Source organism: Prosthecobacter sp., from assembly GCF_044373815.1.
GTDB lineage: Bacteria > Verrucomicrobiota > Verrucomicrobiia > Verrucomicrobiales > Verrucomicrobiaceae > Prosthecobacter.
This window is the reverse complement of record NZ_JBIPNG010000590.1, coordinates 1-3,559: the sequence shown is the minus strand read 5'-3', so window position 1 is coordinate 3,559 and position 3,559 is coordinate 1. Positions and strand designations below refer to the sequence as shown.

The following is a 3,559-nucleotide window of genomic DNA, read 5'->3' as shown; positions in this document are numbered from 1 at the left end:
TCACGCCGCAGGCAGAGCGTGATTTGCAAGAATTTCTGCACCACGCCGATCGCCGCTTGGATGAAACACGGTAAAAGCTGCGCAGCAAACGGAGCGCGGACTTGAGTCCGCAGCACTCCGCCAGCATCCCATGCTCCGCATTCCTCTTTCGCATTCACACCTCCAGCGTCACCCTGCTTGCCATGCGAAGCGCGCTTAAAATCCTTCTCCGTGTGTGCGACCTGCTGCGGACTAAAGTCCGCGCTCCAGGACTCTTTGTCCTGCAACGCTGAGCGGTCGAAGCGCGTTGATTCCACATGCTCTCCACCCTTGTCGTGATCCTTGCGGCTGCGACGGCTGAACCGCAGCCCAACACGAAGATCGAAGCGCTGCCGAAATCGGCCGCGCTGCCCGGCGACACGCCCACGAAGATCGCCCTCGGCCGACTGCTGTTCTTTGATCCCATCCTTTCCGCCACACGCGATGTTTCCTGCGCCACCTGCCACCATCCGCAGCACGGCTGGACCGATGGCAGGCCGACCCCGCTCGGCGTGCACGCCAGCGGCATCGGGCCAGCGCGCAAACTCATCCAAGGCGCCCCCTTCCTGCCGCTGACACGCAACACGCCCACCATCCTCAACACCGCCTTCAACGGCATCGAATCCGGCAAGCCCTTTGATCCCGCCAAGTCCCCCATGTTTTGGGACAACCGTATGCGCAGTCTCGAAGCGCAGGCCCTGGCACCCATCCGCCAGCGCGAGGAAATGCGCGGTGATGTATGCCGCGAAGTCGAAGCCGTTCCCGCCATGGTCGAGCGCCTGAAAAGCATTCCCGAATACGTGACGCTCTTTCAAACCGAGATCACCGCCGAGAAAGTCACGCAGGCCATCGCCGCGTATGAACGCACGCTCATCACACCCGATTCCGCCTTCGACCGCTTCATGCGTGGCGACAAATCCGCCATGACCACCGAGCAGCAGCAAGGCATGGCCGCATTCCAGAAAGCCGGATGCGCCCTCTGCCACAACGGCCCCATGCTCTCCGACTACAAACTCCACGCCATCGGTCTCACCGACTCCGCCACGAACCGCACCGAGTTCCGCACGCCCTCCCTGCGCAATCTGAAGCACACCGCTCCCTACATGCACCATGGCGGCAGCACCTCGCTCGATGAAGTCCTGCTCTTCTACGACCGCCTCATGGATCAAGCCGCCGAAACATTCGAGGGCGGTGATACCACCCTGCCCCCGCTCGATCCCCTGCTTCGCCAGATGAACATGCTCCCCGAAGACCATGCCCCCATCAAAGCCTTCCTCGAATCACTCAACAGCGACGACTACGACAAGTCCGTGCCCAACCTCGTGCCGAGCCAGCCCGGAGGATAGGCCTCCGGCCTGTCAACGGATCGAGGCGTCCCGCCTTTGATTCCGGACTCAGGCGAGACGCCCCAGTCCACCGTCAGGCAAGATGCCTGACCTCCATATTCACCACGCATCCGTCCTGAACGGCTGCGCAGGCAGTCCATCCTGATTGAACAGGTTCGCCCACTGAAACGCATTGCTCCATGCATAGCGCACAGCGGCAGGCTGCGGCACATCCTTGCTGGAAACAACCACGCTATCGCCTTCGATGGTGGCATCAGCCCAGACGAACTTCTTATCCGCACCAGCAATGGCGAATCCCTGCAGCTTGTCGCCATTCTTGAAGGCCAGTCCCTTGCCGCTGTGCTTGAACTTCAGAGTAACCTTGCCGCCAGACATCGCGTGGGAGGCAAGCTGCGGCCCCAGGTATTCATTGCCTTTGTCATACGCCACCGCCAGCGCCACCTGGACAGCCCGCGCACCGTAGCCCGATTTGTTCGGCGGATGAATGCCGTTGCCGAGGTCGCTGCTGATGACCATGTGCGTGTTCGGATATTTCATGAACTGCTCGAAAGCGACGTGAGAGTATTCGGCATCCGGGTTGTTCGGGATCGTCTTCGGCAATGGTGCAAACTTCTCCGCGAGCCGGTTCATCGGCTGTGAATAGTCAAAAGCACAGCCACCACCGCTCGGCTTCTGCACATAGAGAAAGGGGAAATCGCCCTGCCCCCAGGCCTTGCGCCAGCCACCAATGAGAGCCCCCATGAGCGTCACCTGATCCACACCCACGATGTTCGTGCGGCTCTCGCCCTGATCCCACAGCACGCCTTTGATACCATAGCCCACATAGGGACGAATGAAAGCTTCAAAGAGCTGGCCCACTTTGCCAAAGTTCGTCTCACCCGCCTTGCCCACAGGCTGAGGTGCACGCGGTGGGCGGACAGGCTCTTTGCCTTCCTTCTTGGCAGCATCCGCGCTGACTTTCCACTTGGCGAATTCCTCGTCAAACTTGGCCTTGTCCACGGCATACTTGGCCACAAGTTCGTCATACTTGTAGGTGGGCGCAAACGCCTTCACCGCCGCAGCACTCGCAGCGTCGCTGCGATACATCTCTTCGCTCAGCCAGAAGCCCGAAGGCGTCCCACCAACAGCACCCACCATCAACCCCACCGGCACCCCGAGTTCCTTCTGCAAAGGAAAACCAAACGAAAACAGCAGCGCGCTGAACTTCGGATTCGTCTCCGGCGTGGCCTTCTCCCAGGTGGCGCTCGCGTCTTTGCGCAGCAGGCGCAGGTGCGGATAGGTCTGCTTCGCCGCTTCATCCAGCACCGGGTCATCTTTGATGTAACTGGCCACCACCATGTCCATGTTCGACTGGCCGGAACCGACCCACACATCGCCCACGAGCACGTCATCGATCTTCTGACTGCCAATCGTCAGCGTGCGCGGCTCCGCGCTGGCCCTGAGCGCATCCAGCTTCACGCTCCACGCGCCTTTATCGTCCGCAGTAGCCGTCTTGCTCTGCCCCGCAAAAGCCACCGTCACCTTCTCTCCTGGAGTCGCCGTGCCCCACACCGGCACCGCCATACCACGTTGCAGCACCATGTGCGGCGTGAAGACCTTGGACAGCTTTACCTCAGCATGCAGTGCCGAGGCCAGCAAGAGGAGCGAACAGAAAGTAAACGATGATTTCATGAGTGATGGCTATACGAACGAGCCGGGACAATCTAGCGCAGGACACTCATGATGGAGGATAGGCTTCCAGCCTGTCAACGGATCGAGGCGTCCCGAACGTTGATTCTGGACTCAGGCGAGACGCCCCAGTCCATCGTCAGGCAAGATGCCTGACCTCCGCACCGCCAAACCTCCACGCGAGAATGCGGCTCTTCTTCTGCCCCTGCGCCATGTCGATGATCTTCACCTCGGCAGCCTTCACCCGCCGCAGCGCCTGCTCAAGTCGCGGCAGATGCTCGCTCTTGGACACCAGCGTCGTGAACCATCCGCATTGCGCTGCAAACTCCGCGCTCTCTTCAATCATGCGTCGAATGAATCCCAGCTCACCGCCCTCGCACCAAAGCTCGTTCGCCTTGCCGCCAAAATTCAGCCCAGATTTCTTGCAACCGAGATTCCTCAGCTTCCTTTGCGTGCCCTCCGCCGCTTCAGCCGCCGAACCGTGAAAAGGCGGATTGCACAGCGTCAGGTAAAAGTGCTCGCCAGGC

Annotated in this window: 4 protein-coding genes; 1 reads left to right on the top strand and 3 read right to left on the bottom strand. The window is 60.6% G+C overall.

The window, feature by feature from the left end:
• Positions 1–296: hypothetical protein (locus ACIREA_RS28720; protein WP_397385754.1), on the bottom strand; the 296-nt coding region annotated here is incomplete at its 3' end.
• Here ACIREA_RS28720 and ACIREA_RS28715 point away from each other — a divergent pair.
• Entirely contained in the window at positions 297–1,364 is a 1,068-nt protein-coding gene (locus tag ACIREA_RS28715; protein WP_397385753.1) for a cytochrome-c peroxidase, read from the top strand.
• A 99-nt stretch (positions 1,365–1,463) separates the two neighbouring features.
• On the opposite strand, the gene ACIREA_RS28710 is transcribed toward ACIREA_RS28715, so the two are convergent.
• Positions 1,464–3,035, bottom strand: a complete 1,572-nt coding sequence (locus tag ACIREA_RS28710) for a hypothetical protein (RefSeq protein ID WP_397385752.1) — start codon at positions 3,033–3,035, stop codon at positions 1,464–1,466.
• Between the two features lie 136 nt (positions 3,036–3,171).
• The coding region (locus ACIREA_RS28705; RefSeq protein WP_397385751.1) for an RlmF-related methyltransferase at positions 3,172–3,559 on the bottom strand (388 nt) is incomplete at its 5' end.